This window comes from Caballeronia pedi, from assembly GCF_001544915.2.
Taxonomy (GTDB): Bacteria; Pseudomonadota; Gammaproteobacteria; order Burkholderiales; family Burkholderiaceae; genus Caballeronia; species Caballeronia pedi.
This window is the reverse complement of record NZ_FCOE02000008.1, coordinates 237,723-253,410: the sequence shown is the minus strand read 5'-3', so window position 1 is coordinate 253,410 and position 15,688 is coordinate 237,723. Positions and strand designations below refer to the sequence as shown.

At 65.0% G+C, this 15,688-nt stretch carries 13 protein-coding genes and 1 tRNA gene; 7 read left to right on the top strand and 7 right to left on the bottom strand.

The genetic code is table 11. The features are described from left to right. Nucleotides 1-5 precede the first annotated feature (5 nt). From AWB80_RS15180 to AWB80_RS15170, 3 genes are all read left to right on the top strand, one after another. Complete coding sequence (locus AWB80_RS15180) at nt 6-2,000, top strand: VTT domain-containing protein (RefSeq protein WP_061175472.1); 1,995 nt, start codon at nt 6-8, stop codon at nt 1,998-2,000. Nucleotides 2,001-2,031: 31 nt separating this feature from the next. Further along, a complete protein-coding gene (locus AWB80_RS15175; protein ID WP_061175471.1) occupies nt 2,032-2,655 on the top strand; it encodes a DedA family protein in 624 nt (207 codons plus the stop codon). 25 nt (nt 2,656-2,680) lie between these two features. Then, nucleotides 2,681-2,776 (top strand) — tRNA-Sec (locus AWB80_RS15170). A gap of 6 nt (nt 2,777-2,782) precedes the next feature. On the opposite strand, the gene AWB80_RS15165 is transcribed toward AWB80_RS15170, so the two are convergent. The 3 genes from AWB80_RS15165 to AWB80_RS15155 all read right to left on the bottom strand — a co-directional run bounded on the left by AWB80_RS15165 (nt 2,783) and on the right by AWB80_RS15155 (nt 7,894). Beyond that, on the bottom strand, nt 2,783-3,658 hold the full coding sequence (locus tag AWB80_RS15165; protein ID WP_061175539.1) for a lipid A biosynthesis lauroyl acyltransferase: 876 nt from the start codon (nt 3,656-3,658) through the stop codon (nt 2,783-2,785). 226 nt (nt 3,659-3,884) lie between these two features. Then, nucleotides 3,885-5,156 (bottom strand): EAL domain-containing protein, encoded by a 1,272-nt coding sequence (locus AWB80_RS15160; protein ID WP_061175470.1) that lies wholly within the window; start codon nt 5,154-5,156, stop codon nt 3,885-3,887. Next, nucleotides 5,153-7,894, bottom strand: coding sequence for an ATP-binding protein (locus AWB80_RS15155; RefSeq protein WP_061175469.1), 2,742 nt, complete (start codon nt 7,892-7,894; stop codon nt 5,153-5,155). The genes AWB80_RS15160 and AWB80_RS15155 overlap by 4 nt, the downstream gene beginning before the upstream one ends. A 206-nt stretch (nt 7,895-8,100) precedes the next feature. Here AWB80_RS15155 and AWB80_RS15150 point away from each other — a divergent pair, with 206 nt between their 5' ends. From AWB80_RS15150 to AWB80_RS15135, 4 genes are all read left to right on the top strand, one after another. Beyond that, a complete protein-coding gene (locus AWB80_RS15150; protein WP_160147442.1) occupies nt 8,101-9,249 on the top strand; it encodes a helix-turn-helix transcriptional regulator in 1,149 nt (382 codons plus the stop codon). A gap of 165 nt (nt 9,250-9,414) precedes the next feature. Further along, on the top strand, nt 9,415-9,927 hold the full coding sequence (locus AWB80_RS15145) for an AmiS/UreI family transporter (RefSeq protein ID WP_061175467.1): 513 nt from the start codon (nt 9,415-9,417) through the stop codon (nt 9,925-9,927). Nucleotides 9,928-9,999: 72 nt separating this feature from the next. Then, the gene (gene fmdA / locus AWB80_RS15140) at nt 10,000-11,232 is read left to right on the top strand and encodes a formamidase (protein WP_061175466.1); all 1,233 of its coding nucleotides are present in this window, start codon (nt 10,000-10,002) and stop codon (nt 11,230-11,232) included. A gap of 67 nt (nt 11,233-11,299) precedes the next feature. Then, complete coding sequence (locus tag AWB80_RS15135; RefSeq protein WP_061175465.1) at nt 11,300-11,632, top strand: FmdB family zinc ribbon protein; 333 nt, start codon at nt 11,300-11,302, stop codon at nt 11,630-11,632. Here the strand turns inward: AWB80_RS15135 and AWB80_RS15130 are convergent. Genes AWB80_RS15130 through AWB80_RS15115 form a run of 4 tightly spaced genes read right to left on the bottom strand, consistent with a single transcriptional unit; the run spans nt 11,622 to nt 15,673 of the window. After that, nucleotides 11,622-12,620 carry a HEAT repeat domain-containing protein gene (locus AWB80_RS15130; RefSeq protein WP_061175464.1) on the bottom strand — a complete coding sequence of 333 codons (999 nt, stop codon included), beginning with the start codon at nt 12,618-12,620 and terminating at the stop codon, nt 11,622-11,624. The two genes, AWB80_RS15135 and AWB80_RS15130, sit on opposite strands and share 11 nt — an antisense overlap. Beyond that, the gene (locus AWB80_RS15125) at nt 12,617-13,447 is read right to left on the bottom strand and encodes an ABC transporter ATP-binding protein (RefSeq protein WP_061175538.1); all 831 of its coding nucleotides are present in this window, start codon (nt 13,445-13,447) and stop codon (nt 12,617-12,619) included. Before AWB80_RS15125 ends, AWB80_RS15130 begins: the two co-directional genes overlap by 4 nt. Continuing rightward, on the bottom strand, nt 13,444-14,259 hold the full coding sequence (locus AWB80_RS15120; RefSeq protein ID WP_061175463.1) for an ABC transporter permease: 816 nt from the start codon (nt 14,257-14,259) through the stop codon (nt 13,444-13,446). Before AWB80_RS15120 ends, AWB80_RS15125 begins: the two co-directional genes overlap by 4 nt. Before the next feature lie 7 nt (nt 14,260-14,266). Then, a complete protein-coding gene (locus AWB80_RS15115; protein ID WP_061175462.1) occupies nt 14,267-15,673 on the bottom strand; it encodes an ABC transporter substrate-binding protein in 1,407 nt (468 codons plus the stop codon). Nucleotides 15,674-15,688 lie beyond the last annotated feature (15 nt).

The following is a 15,688-nucleotide window of genomic DNA, read 5'->3' as shown; positions in this document are numbered from 1 at the left end:
TCACGATGGAGCATGCCTACTTCAAGCTGCTGCACCTCCTGTCGGGCCACCCGGAATGGGCGCTCGCGGTCGTGCTGCTCGCGTCGTTTCTCGAATCGGTCGCGTTCATCGGTACGTTCGTGCCGGGCAGCACCGCGATGTTCATCGCCGGTGCGCTGGTCGGCGCGGGCGCGCTGAATCTCGGCTGGGTATTCGTCTGCGCTATTGCGGGCGCCATCGCGGGCGACGCCGCGAGCTTCTGGTTCGGCCAGCGCTATGCAGACCGGATCGCGCAGATGTGGCCGTTTCGCGCGCATCCCGGCGCGCTCGTCGCCGGCAAGAAGTATTTCGATGCGCACGGCGCGAAGAGCGTCGTGCTCGCGCGCTTCGTCGCACCGATGCGCGCGGTCGTGCCCGTCGTCGCCGGCGTCGCCGGCATGACGCCCGCGCGCTTTCTTCTCGTGAACATCCTGAGCGCGCTCATCTGGGCGCCGACGCATATCCTGCCGGGCGTCGTGTTCGGCGCGTCGATCGAACTGGCGGGCGCGGTGTCGGTGCGGCTCGTCGTGATTCTGATCATCGTCGCCGCGCTCGGCTGGATCGTGTTCAATCTCGCGCGGGTGATCATTTCACACGCGATGCGCTGGACCATCGCGTCGCGCGAACTCATGCTCGCATGGGCGCAACGCGGGCGCGGTCTGCCGGCCCGGCTCGTGGCGCGCGCGCTCGATCCCGGCAATCCGGCGACCGGTCTCATCGTGATCATCTCGGCGCTGCTGCTCGCCTCGGCGATCCTGTTTTTCTCGGTGCTCGCGAATGTCGCGCGCGGCGCGTCGATCGTGCAGGTGGATGTATCCATCTATCGGCTGCTGCAATCGTTTCGCTCGACCTGGACCGATTCGATCCTCGATGCCGCCGCGACGCTCGGCAGCACTCAGACGCTGCTCGCGCTCGGCGCCATGGTCATCGTGTGGATGAGCATCGAGCGGCGCTGGCGCACCGTTGCTTACTGGATCGTGGCGATCGTGTTCTCGCAGTTGCTCGTCGCGGCGATCCGCTTCACGGCGCACGAGCCGGACCTCGTTTCCTTCGCGCCGACGGAACACCTCTTTCCGAGCAGTCATGTAGCGGCCACCGTCGTGATCTACGGTTTTCTCGCGTTCCTGCTGTTGCGGCGCGTGGGCATGCTGACGGGCGTGTTCATCGCGACGGCGACTTCGGCCATTGTGACGGCGGTCGGTCTCGCGGGCCTCTATTTCGGCCGCTTCACGATCTCCGATGCGCTCGGCAGCGCCGCGCTCGCCGCCGCGTGGGTCTTTCTGATCGCGCTCACGGCCGTGTGGCGCAATCCGGCCAAACCGAAGCCGCGCCCCCTGATGCCGATTGCGGTGCTGGCCGTGATCTGCGCGAGCGTCGCGCTGCAACTGAGCGACGAGACGGAGGCGCATAGCGCGGAGCCTTCGACCGTCGTCATCTCGCCGATCCAATGGACCGATACCGTGTGGCGCACCTTTTCCTGTTACCGGTCGAGCATGGAAGGCGACCGCCGCGAACCGATCACCGTGCAATGGGCGGCGACGCCCGAGCAGATTCGCGCGCAATTGATGTCGCGCGGCTGGACGGAGGTGTCGCACGTGAGCTTGCAGAGTGTGATGTCGGTGGTGTTGCCGAATGCGCCCGCGATCGCGCTGCCCGCGCTGCCGCGCCTGAACAACGGCGAGCCGTCGCAGCTCGTGTTCGCGCGTTCATTGCATGGCAGCGACGAGCGCGACGTGCTGCGCTTCTGGCCGACGCATTACGCCGTGCGCGAGCGCGCGGACATGCCGCCCGCGCCGATCTGGCTCGGCTCGGTCGTGCACGAACGCTTGCGGCGTCCGTCGTGGCCGTTCAACGTGCTGCGGCCGGACCGCCGCGTCGATCCGATGGCGTTCGACCCGACGCCGTGGCGCGGCATCCAAATTGCGAGGAGTACGGGATGTGGAAGCGTACCGGTGATGCTGGTCGAATCGAGGTCCGAATGATGTTTCGGTTGGTTGATCCTGGAGGTGCAGCTTGATCCAGATTCCGCCGTCGGCGATCGTGCAATGGGGCGGCGCGGCCGTGTTCGCGAATGTCCTGCTGACGCGTCTGGGCGTGCCGTTGCCGTCCGCGCCGCTGCTCGTGTTCGCGGGCTCGGCCGTGGCGAGCGGGCGGCTGTCGTTCGCGCACGTGCTGTTCGCCGCGCTGTGCGGCGCGCTGCTCGGCGACAGCGTGTGGTTTTCGGCGGGACGCATCTACGGGCGGCGGCTCGTCGCGGCGCTGTCGCGCCGGTCGTATGCGGTCGATAGCGGCATGCGCACGACGGGCGAACTGTTCGAGCGGCATGGCGCGCCGATCGTCGCGGTATCGAAGTTCGTGCCCGGGCTCGGGCTCGTCACGCCGCCGCTGATGGGCACGACGCAGATCGCCGCGCTCGCGTTCTTCTGCTGGGACACGGCGGGCATCGTCGCGTGGGCGTCGTTCTGGCTGCTCGGCGGCGCGCTTTTCGAGCGGCAGTTGGGGATCGCCGTGCGGGCGCTGGAATCGCATGGCGCGACGGTGGTCGACGTGCTTGCAGCGGCGGCGTTGCTGTATTGCATCTATCGGTTGATGCGGCGGCGGCAGCCGCGCTCGCATCAGGGAGATGGCGGCGCTTGATACGCCGCTATAATCGGTCGGCCGAGGAAGGCATCCGTATCCGGTGGTGCGGCCGGGCTTCAAACCCGGTAGGGGGTGTCAGACACTCTCTGGTCGGTTCGACTCCGGCTGCCTTCCGCCATGTTGATCAATAGACCCCGGGCATACCCGCTGGACGGTGTTTGAACCGTCGGTGCACCCAGTAATACTGGGCAGGGATTTTCATGATCTGGGTCTCGAGGAACGCGTTCGTGCGACACGCGTCATCGGCATCGTTTCCGGATGGAAAATCGCTGAGCGGCTCGAAGACCCTCAACCGGTATCCCCTGAAATCCGGCAGCACTTCGGTGACGAACGGCACAACGCGCGCGTGCCCCATACGTGCCAGTCGCGAAACAGACGTCAGCGTGCAGGCGGGCACGCCGAAGAATGGCGCGAACACCGAATTGCCGACGCCGTGATCCATGTCCGCGGCCAGCATCACCGGTGTGCCCGCCTGCAGCAGCCTGACGATTTGCCGGGCGCTGGTCGAACGCTCGATGAGCTCTGCGCCAAAGCGGCCGCGCTGTCGTCTGGCCAGCTCGCAAAGACGCGTGTCGGACATACGCGTGTACAGGGAAGCAGCCGGCATCTTCAGCGAATAAAACAGGCATCCGGTTTCGATGGCCACGAAATGGAAGCCCAGGAAAATCGTGGGCGGCGCATTTTTGTCTTCGAGGTCGATCGCGCTTTCGACCTGAACGAGATTTTCGACCCGTCGTGCGCTACCGAACCACTGAATGCCGCGTTCGAAATAGCTGCGCACGACCTGCCGGAAGTGTTCTTTGGCGAGCGCGTCGCGTTCGATCGCCGGCATGTCGGGAAAACAAAGGCGAAGATTGACCTGCACGATGTGCCGGCGCCGGCCAGGAAGCGTGTAGAGGGCTGCGCCCAGCGCACTGCCCAGCCTTGCGACGAACGGGTAAGGAAGTATTGCAAACAAACGCAACAGCGCGACGACCAACAGATAACCAGATTGTTTCAGAACAGCCTCCAGAATGACAAACGGGTTTGCAACCAACCTTCGTCGCAGGCGTAAAAATCAGGAATCGCAAATAATTGGCGATTCAATGGCTCGTGTTTATCGTGAAACTGAAATAATCTGAACTCGATAGGGCCACACATCTTACACGCGGCGTGCGCGAGGATGCATTTTAAAAATCGGCATGTCTGATCGCGTAGATAGCGATCACGGAGGGGCGTCGTCGCCGCTACGTCAACCGCGGCGCCCCCAGCGCCTCGCCTTGCCCGATATCGCAGCCTTCCCATCTGAAGAACTGCAGAACGTCGCTGTCCGGCACGCCATCGGCGATGGCACTGACCCCGAGCGTATGCGCAAGCGCAATGATGGCGCGCGCAACCACCGCGCGTTCGCTCTGATGCGTGACATCCCTGACGAACTTCGAATGGATCTTGATCCGGTTCGGGCGCAACGCCTGAAGATCGAAGAGCGAGATGCGCTCCAGACCGAAATCCACCAGCGTGATCGATACACCCAGCGCCTGCAACGCGCGCGCGGCGAGACGGCGCGCCCCGAGCGATGCGCCGCTGAATTGCAGATCGAGCGCATCGCCGTGGAGGTTCGCATCGGCGAGCGATGTCTTCACCATCGCGATCAACTGCTCATCGGTGAGATGCTTCGACAGCAACGGCATCGAGACGCGCGGCGCGGGTGCGTCGCCGCTGTCGCGTGCGAGGGCACACGCGCGACGCAGCAGCGCCTCGTCGAGCGACTGGAGCAACGCGGCATCGTCGGTCAGCGCGGCGATCTGTTCGGGCGATACCGTGCCCGCTTTCGTCGGCCATGCAGGCTGCATTTCGATGCCCCTGAGCGCATTCGATGCAAGGTCGATCTGTGGCAGCGCCTGAACGCTCCACGTATCGTCATGCAAGGCCGCTTCGAGATCCGCGCGGATCGCACGCTCCTGTTCGCGATCGATCGGGCCGTCGGTATCGTTGATCGCGGGCGCGGCGGCGAGCGTTTGCGCGCAGCGCAACGCCTTGATCGTCTCGTACGTGCGCAAGCCGGTGACCACGATGGACGTCAGCTTCTGCGCGGTCAGCTCGGTCTTCAGAAAGTAGCCGTTGATCTCATAGCGCGTGATGACGTCGCGTTCCGGCGCCATGCCGGGCTGGCCGGTGCGCAGGATGATCTGCACGTCGCGGTCTTCGAGCGTGTCGCGGATATGGCGCACGAGTTCGAGCCCGGCGTCGTCGGCTTCCATCACGACGTCGAGCAGGATCAGCGCCGTGCCCGGATGCGCCGCGAGATACGCGCGCGCCTCGGCGGCGGACAGCGCGCTCGCCAGTTCGATGGGCCTGCCCGAGAACGCGGCATCGGCGAGCACGAGGCGGGTGACTTCGTGGATCTCGGGCGCATCGTCGACGAGCAGGACATGCCACGGCGGAGCCTGCGGGCCAGCCAGCGCGCGCGATGCATCGGCGCGCGCCGGTTCGCTGCGCAACCATGAAGGCGCGGTCATTTTGGTTCTCCCTGAGCGCCCGGTATAGCATGGATCGCGCCGTCGTGCGAGCGCGCGGTGCGCGGCAGCGTGACCACGAACACCGTGCCCGCGCGTGCGCCGTTGCGCACCGCGAGCGTGCCGTCGAGCGCGCGCGTGACGAGCGCGTAGGCGAGATGCAGGCCGAGACCGCTGCCGCCCGAGCCGCGCCGGGTCGTGAAGAACGGCTCGAAGATGCGCTCGTGCAGTTCGTCGGGAATGCCGCAGCCATCGTCTTCGTGTTCGAGCACGACATGCGTATCGCCCGAACGCCGCGCCGAGATCACGATATGCCCGACCTCGCCCGGCGAAAACGCATGCACGAGCGAGTTGAGGATCAGGTTGGTCAGCACTTGCGCGAGCGGGCCCGGAAACGAGTCCATCAGAATGCCGGGCGGGCAGTCGATGCGCAGCGCCACGCGCGTGCCGCGCAGCTTCGGCTCGACGCTCAACACGGTTTCGCGAATGTACTCGCCGAGATCGAAATGACGCCGCGCCTCGCTGACCTGATCGACGGAAACCTGCTTGAAGCTCTGCACGAGACGCGCGGCGCGATCGGCGTTGGACAGCATGAGGCGCGTCGATTGCCCTGCATCACGCAGATAATTGCCGAGCGCTTCCTCGGTGAGATCCTGACGCTTCAGGCTCTCGCTGATGCTTTCGGTCCGGTCGCGCAGATACGACGCCGCACTCACGACGATCCCGACCGGCGTGTTGATCTCATGCGCGACACCGGCGACGAGTCCGCCGAGCGAAGCCATCCGTTCCGACTCGACGAGTTCCTTGCGCGTCGCTTCGAGGTTGTGCAGCGACTGCAGCAGGTCGCCTTGCGCGAGTTCGCGGCTTTCCTGCGACAGCACGATCCACCACGCGCCGAACGCGAGCAGGGGCAGCGTGGCCGCATAGGTGTGCAGCAGGACATCGGCGATCTGGCCGCGCGCCGTGGCGTCGGCAATTTCGATCAGTCGATACGACAGCAGAAACACCGCGCCCGTCGCGGTCGATGCGATCACGAACAGGCCGAAGAAGCGCCCGATGCGCCGCCCGAAATGCGGCGCGAGCGTGCTGGGCCCGGGCGGTTGCGCGAGTTCGTCCACGCTCGAAGCGGCGGGCATCTTGCAGCGGTCGCGGCAATGATTGTCGAGACCGCAGCACAGCGAGCAGATCGAGCCTTGATTGAACGGGCACCACGCCATGTCGGCGGCTTCGTAGTCGCGCTCGCAGATGCAGCAGCGCACGAGTTGCGTGCGCGGCACGTCGGCGTGCCGCTCGTCGACGCGCGCGATGTAATAGCGGCCGCCCGTCGCGTAGGCAATCGCGATCGCGCTGACGAACGCGAGAAACAGCGCGATGAACGCCGAGTACGCGCGCGCGTAATCGCCGAACAGCCCTGCGAACGCGCATGTCGATACGACCGATGCGATCAGCATCGCGCCGCAGCCGACCGGATTCACCTGATACAGATGCGCGCGCTTGAACTCGATGCGGCGCGGACTCACGCCGAGCGGCTTGAGCACGACGAGGTCCGCGACGAGCGCGCCGAGCCACGCGATCACGAGATTCGAATACACGCTCAATACGGTTTCGAGCGTCTTGAAGATGCCGAGCAAGGTGAGCAGCAACGCGATCATCACGTTGAACACGAGCCAGACGACGCGGCCCGGATGGTAATGCGTGAGGCGCGCGAACACGTTGGACCACGCGAGCGAGCCCGCATACGCATTGGTCACGTTGATCTTCACCTGCGAGATCACGACGAACACCGTCGCGACCGCGAGCGCCAGCGCGGGACTCTCGAACACATGCCGGTACGCGGTGACATACATGTGCACGGGCACGACGGCATCGATCGCGGGCAGCCCGTCCTGCAACGCGAGCACGGCGAGCAGGCTGCCCGCGAGAAGCTTAAGGCCGCCCACGACGATCCAGCCGGGACCGGCCGTGAGCATCGCGGCCCACCATGCGAAGCGATTCTTCGCCGTGCGATCCGGCAGGAAGCGCAGATAATCGACCTGTTCGCCGATCTGCCCCATCAGCGAGAACAGCACGCCCGCGGCCGCGCCGAACAGCAGGACGTCGATGCTGCCGCCGCGCGCTCCGGCCGTCGCGCCGAGGCCGGGAAACGCGGCCCATCGATGCAGCACGTCCGGGTCCTGCCAGAGAATGAAGACGAACGGCGCGACCAGCAGGATCGCCCAGAGCGGCTGCGTCCACCTCTGCAGCTTGTTGATCAGCGTCACGCCGAAGAACACGAGCGGAATGATCAGCAACGAAGACAGCAGATAGCCGATCACGATATTGATGCCCGCCGCCAGTTCCAGCGCCTGCGCGAGTATCGCGGCTTCGAGCGCGAAGAAGATGAACGTGAACGACGCATAGATCAGCGACGTGATCGTCGAGCCGACATAGCCGAAGCCCGCGCCGCGCGTGAGCAGGTCGATATCGACATTGGCTTCGCTCGAGTAATACGCGATCGGCACGCTGACGAGAAAGATCAGCGCGCACACGACGAGAATGGCGGGGAACGCGTTATGAAAGCCGAAGCTCAGCGTGATGCTCGCGCCGATGGCTTCGAGCGCGAGAAACGAGATGCCGCCGATGGCGGTATTGGCGAGCGTCGCAGGCGACCAGCGCCGATACGAACTGGCCGCGTAACGCAGCGCATAGTCTTCCAGTGTTTCGTTGGCCACCCAGGATTGATAGTCGCGTTTGATTCGCATGAGGGTTGGCCACCGGATCTGCAAGCCTTTCGATTGGACGATCCGATTATTCGCTCAAAGCTGCATCGCCGCAATATCGGAACCGGCCGTGAAAGGGTTTGTGCCGATTGACCGTGCATGTCCATCTGCCAACACTGGCAGGCGACATCTTCATGATGTCGTTTCGCTTTTTTCCCGACGCATCCACATTCCGTTTCGGAGCAGACATGACGCCGCTGTTCGCGAGCGCCGTGGCACCTGTCGCCGGCGACGACCTTGTCTATCGCGTTCACGCCGCCGGCGATTCCGACGACGCCTGGTCCGGCGTGCTCACCCAGATTCGCGAGCGCTTCCGCGTACGCTGGGCCGCGCTCGCGCGTCATAGCTTCGCCACGCGTCAGGGTTTCGCGTTGTATTCCGCGCCGCGCGACCCGCGGTTGAGCGCGGCGCTTTCCGATTACGCATCGCGCAATCCGTGGTTCCTGTCGAGCGATGCGTATCGCGAAGGCCGCGTGATGGCCGGCGACGAACTGCTCAGCAATCGCGAACTCGTCAAGACCGATTTCTATCGTGGGCTGATGCTGCCGCACGGTCTTTATCACCGGTTGTGCGGCGTGATCGCGCGGCGCAACACGCTCGTCTATTACCTCGACCTGCATCGCGGTCCCGACGAGCCTCGCTTCGGCCCGCGTGAACGCAACGCGTTCGCCGCGCTCCTCCCGCATCTCACGCTCGCCCTCGACGTGCGCTGGCGCTTGCGCGAAACGGACGACATGAATCGCGCGCTCAGAAGCATCGTGAGCACGCATGCACGGGCGGCGATGCTCGTCGATGCGGACGCGCGCATGGTGTTCGGCGATGAAGCCGCGCGTGAAGTGTGCGAAGCCGTGGCGGGGCTGCGGATCGAGGACGGGCGTATCGTTGCCGCCGCCAGCGCGGATCATCGCGTGTTGCAGGAAGCGATCGCCCGCGCGACACATGCGTCCGCCGACGTCGACGAGCGCGCGGCGCAGGTGCTTTCTCTGTCCGCGCCGGGCCGTTCGCAGCCGAGCGTCATATCGATTCGCGCGGCCGGCGCCGTGTTCAGCGCGGAACTCGGCGAGATGCGGCGCCTGGCGATCGTTACGGCGCTCAACGTACCTTCGGAAGACGATCACGCCGATTGCGCGTTCGTGCGGCAATTCGGCCTGAGTCCGGCGCAGGCGCGCATGAGTTCGCTGATCGTCACGGGGCATTCCATCGCGAGCGCGGCGCGTGAATTGCATGTCTCCGAAAACACCGCGCGCAGCCATCTCAAGCAGATCTTCCAGAAGACCGACACGCACAGCCAGATGGAACTCGTCCATCTGCACGGCCGCATCTGCATATCCCTCTGATCTGAAACCTCACCCAATTGGGTGAGACCGCATGCCCTAAACGGGCGAAACAGATTCCTCGCGCTGGGGGATTCGCGCGTCGAAGCGCATCCCTATCATGAGTCGTGTCCCAAGCCGCGATGCCAAACGCCTTGCGCCGCTCCCGTGCGCGATGAGGAGATCACCATGCTGGGTTTGTGTTTGCTTTATGTCGGCGCCGTGCTGTTTCTCAATGGGCTCTGGTTGCTGGGAAAAATCGGCGATCGCGAGATATGGGTCATCAATGTTTTCGCGGGCGGCATTACCTTGCTCGCGTCGCTGAAACTCGCGTTCGGCTCGGGCGCGGATGCGGCATCGATCAAGGCCGCCGCGCTCACCTTGCTATTTACGTTCACGTATTTCTGGGTGGCGATCAATCGCTATAACGGCGCCGATGGCCGCGGGCTCGGCTGGTTCAGCCTGTTCGTCGCGATCACGATCATTCCGGTCGGCATCGATTCGATCATGCACGCGAGTTCCGCATGGTCCGTGTGGTTCGCGCTCTGCTGGTTCGGCTGGGCGTTCCTGTGGCTGCTGTTCTTCGTACTGCTCGCGCTGCAACGTCCCATCGTGAAGCTGACAGGCACGGTCACGGTGATCGCGGGCATTCTCACCGGCTGGCTGCCTGGCTACCTCTTGCTCAACGGCACGCTGAGCTGATCACGCTGCAACCGAAGTGCTGTCCCTCTGCCGGCATGCGAGCCGGCCTGATCCGACAAGGAGACATACGTCATGGCTGAAACGCTCATCAAGGTCGACCTGAATCAGTCCGCATTCGATAACGAGCAGGTGCACAACCGCTGGCACCCCGACATTCCGATGGCCGCATGGGTCAAGCCCGGCGAAGAGTTCATCCTGGAGACCTACGACTGGACCGGCGGCTTCATCAAGAACAACGACTCCGCGGACGATGTGCGCGACATCGATCTGTCGATCGTCCATTTTCTATCGGGGCCGGTCGGCGTGCACGGCGCGGCGCCGGGCGATCTGCTCGTCGTGGATCTGCTCGATATCGGCGCGAAATCCGATAGCCAGTGGGGCTTCAACGGTTTCTTCTCGAAGAAGAACGGCGGCGGCTTCCTGACCGATCACTTCCCGCTCGCGCAGAAATCCATCTGGGATTTTCACGGGCTCTACACGACCTCGCGCCATGTGCCGCAAGTCTCGTTCGCCGGCCTGATCCATCCGGGTTTGATCGGCTGTCTGCCCGATCCGAAGCTGCTCGCCACCTGGAATCAGCGCGAGGTCGACTTCATCGCGACGCAGCCCGACCGCGTGCCGCCGCTCGCGAATCCGCCGTTCGCCGCGACCGCGCACATGGGCAAGCTGACGGGCAACGCGCGCGAAAAGGCCGCAGCCGAAGGCGCGCGCACGGTGCCGCCGCGCGAGCATGGCGGCAATTGCGACATCAAGGATCTGTCGCGCGGATCGAAGATCTTTTTCCCGGTGTATGTGGATGGTGCGGGCCTGTCGGTCGGCGATCTGCACTTCAGCCAGGGCGACGGCGAAATCACGTTCTGCGGCGCGATCGAAATGGCGGGCTGGGTGCATATGCGCGTGAGCGTGATCAAGGACGGCATGGCGAAATACGGCATCAAGAATCCGATCTTCAAGCCGAGCCCGATCACGCCGCGCTACGACGACTATCTGATCTTCGAAGGCATTTCCGTCGATGAAGCGGGCAAACAGCACTATCTCGACGTGCATATCGCGTATCGGCAGGCGTGCCTGAACGCGATCGAATATCTGACGAAGTTCGGCTACACGCGCGCACAGGCCTATTCGATTCTCGGGACCGCGCCGGTGCAAGGGCATATCAGCGGCGTGGTGGATATCCCGAATGCATGCGCGACTTTGTGGCTGCCCACGCAGATCTTCGACTTCGACATTCGCCCCAACGCCGATGGTCCGGTGAAGGCCGTGAAGGGCGGCGTGGACATTCCGCTGTCGCAGGACAAGGCCTGACGTCGAGGCGATCGAATGGCGCGATGCGAGGCACGCATCGCGCCTTCTTGCACTGAGCGGGGGACTCATGCCGATCTATCAATACGAATGTGAATCGTGCGGCAGCTTCGATGTGATGCGCAGCATCGCGGATCGGGATGCGCCGCATCTGTGTCCCGAATGCGGCGCGCAGACGATACGCGCGATCACGAGCACGGCGATGCTTTCGCTGATGCCGCAAAGCCGGCGCGATGCCTGCGCGACCAATGAGCGCAGCGCGCATGCGCCGACGAGTTCGAAGAGCCTCGGTTATCGGCATGGACCTTCATGCGCGTGTTGCAAGCCGAAAGCCTCATCGGGCGATGCCGCGCGTTCTGCGATGAAGTCGCCGGCGGGGCGGCCGTGGATGATCAGTCATTAGCTTGATGTGGGGCGTGCCGCTCACCAATCTGCGCAATCGCGATCCGCGCCGCCTTGCGCACTTCCGGATCTCCATCGCCGAGTGCGGCTTCGAGAACGGCGAGCGCGTCGCGGCTGCCGATTTCGCCAAGCGCGAGCGCCGCCTCCTTCCGAACGTTGCTGATCGGAAAGGTCAGCAACTCGGCAACCGCGTGCGTGCTTGCGACATCGCGCAGACGGCCGAGCGCGCGCGCCGCCTGCAACGTCACCTGCCAGTAGTCGTCCGCAAGCGCGTGTTCGAGCGCAACGCGCGCGGCAACGAGGCGCAGCTTGCCGAGCGTCGCGGCCGCTTCTTCGCGCACGCGCCATTCATCGTCCGATAGCGCGTGCTTCAGCGTATCGAGCACGCTGTCGTCGGTCGCGAAGCCGAGCGCGCCGACCGCGGCATGACGTACCTCGACCGACGTATCGGCGCGTGCGAGCTGCGTCAGTTGCGGCAGCGCGCTCGCATGACGCAGCCAGCCGAGCACGCCGACCGCCTCGCGCCTCACGAGCGGCGCAGCATCCGATAAAGCCGCGAGCGCGGGCGCCGCCGCTTTCGGCAGGCGCAATTCACGCAATGCGCGTAACAAGGCCGCGCGCGTGAACGCATCGGCACTGGCGCTCGCGAGATGCGGCAGCAGACGTTCGCCCGCAACGGGGTCCTTCAACGCAGAAAGACTGTCGGCGGCGGCTTCGCGCGTGCCCGTGTCGTTATCGGCCAGCGCGGCGCACAGCGCATCGACGGCTTCATCCGTGTCCCATGCGCCGAGACGTTGCGCCGCCGTTCGACGCACGGCGGCATCCGCGTCGTGGCGCAACGCATCGGCGATCGCGGGCAGCCACGCTTCTTCTTCGAGGTCCGCGGCTTCGATGACGGCGAGGCGTCGCACGGCGGCGTCGGCATCGGTGAAACGTGCGGCGAGGGCGTCGTCGGTGACTGGATCGAAGAGGGGATTGGTATGCGTCATGAAAAGACCGAGTGTGAGATGTCGATGCGCGCGGGCGCGTCGCTCGACGTGACGGGTGCGCCTGCATGCGGATGCCGGAGCAACGCGAGACAGCGGCGTTTGAGCGCAACGAACGCCGGCTCTGTGACGAGATCGCGCTCGCGCGGCCGCGCGAACGGCACGCGCAGTTCTTCGAGCACCGTGCCGGGGCTGTGGCTCATCACGAGAATGCGGTCGGCGAGAAACAGCGCTTCGTCGATGTCATGCGTGACGAACACGACAGTCGGCCGCCGCTCGCTCCAGACATCGAGCAGGAGCGACTGCATCAGCGCGCGTGTTTGCGCATCGAGCGCGCCGAAGGGTTCGTCCATCAGCAGGACGCGCGGCTCGTTGAGCATCGCGCGCGCGATCTCCGCGCGTTGCTGCATGCCGCCCGACAGTTGCGCGGGATAGCGGTCCGCGAACGCGCCGAGCCCGACGCGATCGAGCAGCGCCTGCGCGCGACGATGCCGCTCGCGCTTGCCCACGCCGCGCATCTTCAGGCCGAAGGCGACGTTGTCGAGCGTCTTGCGCCACGGCAGCAGCGTGTGCTGCTGAAACACCATGCCGCGTTCGGGATGCGGTCCGTCGATCGGCTTGCCGTCGAGCGTCGCGCGTCCCGCGTGCGCGCCGACGTGTCCCGCCAGTGCGGCCAGCAAGGTCGACTTGCCGCAGCCCGACGGCCCGAGTATGCAGACGAACTCGCCCGCTTCGATGACCGCGTTCACATCGCGCACGGCGGTGAATGCGTTCGCGCCTTCGCCCAGCGTGATGGCGAGCGCTTCGAGATGGATGCGGCCCGCGCTCATCGGCGTCTCCCTGCGGCGAGCCACGGCGTGAGCCGGTTGCCAGCGATGCGCACGAGCGCGCTGCTGCCCATGCCGAGGAGGCCGATCAGCAACATGCCGACGACCACATCGGGATAACGCTGCACCGTGTACGACTGCCACGTGTAATAACCGATGCCGAATTGCCCCGAGATCATCTCGGCGGTGACGAGGCAGAACCACGACGTCCCCATGCCGATCGCAAGCCCGGTGACGATCGCGGGCGCGGCGCCCGGCAGGATCACTTCGCGCAGAATCACGCGCTGGCTCGCGCCGAGACTGCGCGCGGACGACACGAGGCGCGGCTCGACACCTTCGACGCCGTGAATCGTGCCGAGCAGGATCGGAAAGAATGCGCCGGTGAAGGTGATATAGATCATCGACATTTCGGAAGATGTAAACATAAGGATGGCTAAGGGTATCCACGCGACGGCGGGAATCGGCCGCAAGACTTCGAGCGGTGTGAGCAACGCGAGACGCGCCCATTGCGAACGGCCGATGGCGAGCCCGAGCACGACGCCGCCGACAGCCGCCGCGAAATAACCCGCCGCGATGCGTCGCACGCTGCTCGCGAGATCCGACAGCAGCTTGGGCGAATGCACAAGTTCGACGATGGCCGCGAGCGTATCGGCGGGCGTCGGCACATTCTCGAAGGTGACGATGCCGAGATTCCAGCGCTGCGTCGTCGCGAGATGCCAGAGCACGAGGCACAGCGCGAGCGACGCCCACTGCACGCCGGCACGCGCGCCACGTGAACGCAAGAGCGCGGGAGTGGAGTATGCGAGCGTCGCCATGTTCGCCTCAGCGAGTGGCGAGCGCGGTCGGCTGGCGTACGGCGGCGAAATCGAGCACCTGTCCGCCATGCGCGTTCGCCCACGCCTGCGCGCGATCCTTCAGCAGGAACGCGTTCAACTGGCCGTCGCCGGTTTTCGCGAACCAGGCCTGATTGCCGAGCAGCTTGATGCCGCTCTCGCGATCCTGCGCATAGAACGCGCGCACTTGCTTGCCATCGCGTTCGAGCGTGGCGAGTTCGCGCACGGCCGCTTCCGGCGACGCGAAACTGCGCACCTTAGACTCGCCGCGCACCCAGATCTGCGCGACGCGATCCGTCTGCGCAATCGGCTTGCCGGTGAGCGCATCGTTCGCGACGAGCGGCGCCGGCGCGTAGTTCTTCAGCGCGGCGTCGTAATCGAGATGTTCGGCCTTGAAGGCGGCGCGCAGATAACTATCGTCGATGAAGGCGTTCGCGTTCAGATCGCCGTCCGCGCGCTTGAGCAGCTTGAGGGTATCGAACGAAGTCTGCACGGCCTTGCGATATTCGGGCTTCCACGTGAGATCGCGTGTCTGCAAGCCGAGCGGGCCATGAAACAGATAATCGACTTCAGGCTCGATGCCCGTGACCTTCGCGATCAGCTCGCTGTACTTCTCGGGCTCGGCCGTGAGCAGCCGGTTCGCTTCGATCGCCGCGCGCAGATACGCCACGACGACCTCGGGATACTTCTGCGCATAGTCCTTCTCGACGAGCGTGCCATGCAGCGTCGCCGATCCGGCCTGCGAGCCGTCGTAGATCTTGCGCGCGAAGCCGCGATACGGAAACAGTTCCGCAAAGGGCACGAAGTCCGCATGCGCATCGATCTTGCGCGTCTGCAACGCAGGGCCGGCCACTTCGGGCGCCTGCGTGACGATGTTCACGTCGCGCTCCGGGTCCCAACCTTGCGCGGCGACGGCGCGCAGCAGCATGCCATGCGCGGTCGATGCGAACGGCACCGAAATGGTCTTTCCCTTCAGATCGGCGATGGACTGCGCGGACGAATCCGTCGGCACGACGATGCCGTTGCCGCTGCCGCGCACGCTGCCCGACAGCACGCTGATGAAGATGCTGCTCTTGCCCGCCTTCTGGTTCGCGACGCCGTTCAGCACGCCGGGGAAATCGGCCATCGAGCCGAAGTCGAGCTTGCCCGCGACCATCTCATTCGTGATCGGCGCGCCGCTCGTGAAGTTCTTCCACTGGATGTCGTATTGCGCGTCCTTGTATTTGCCATCGTGCGGCAAATACTTGTCGAGCAGATGTAACTCGCGGATCAATGCGCCGCCCGCCGCCGTGTTGATCGTCGTGTCCTGCGTGCCGATGGCGACGCGGATCGTTTCCGCATGCGCGGCGCTTGCGAAGAGCGCGGCCGTCAGGGCCAGCAATAGCGTCTGTTTCATGATGCGTGTGTCCTC